Source organism: Paenibacillus xylanilyticus, from assembly GCF_013359935.1.
GTDB lineage: Bacteria > Bacillota > Bacilli > Paenibacillales > Paenibacillaceae > Paenibacillus > Paenibacillus xylanilyticus.
This window is the reverse complement of record NZ_JABMCB010000022.1, coordinates 1-271: the sequence shown is the minus strand read 5'-3', so window position 1 is coordinate 271 and position 271 is coordinate 1. Positions and strand designations below refer to the sequence as shown.

1 rRNA gene is annotated in these 271 nt (G+C 53.1%); it reads left to right on the top strand.

Annotated features, from left to right (window positions below):
• Positions 1-271, top strand: a 23S ribosomal RNA gene (locus tag HP552_RS35970); the annotation flags it as partial.

Below are 271 nucleotides of genomic sequence, written 5' to 3'. Positions count from 1 at the left end.
TAAGTCGGGACCTAAGGCGAGGCCGAAAGGCGTAGTCGAAGGACAACAGGTCGAAATTCCTGTACCACCGTAAGCCGTTATGAGCAATGGGGGGACGCAGTAGGGTAGTGACGCAGACTGATGGATGTCTGTCCAAGCAGTAAGGCTGATGTGTAGGCAAATCCGCACATCGTAAGGCTGAGCTGTGATGGGGAGTGAAAATTACAGTAGCGAAGGTCATGATCTCACACTGCCAAGAAAAGCCTCTAGCCAGGTGATGGTGCCCGTACCG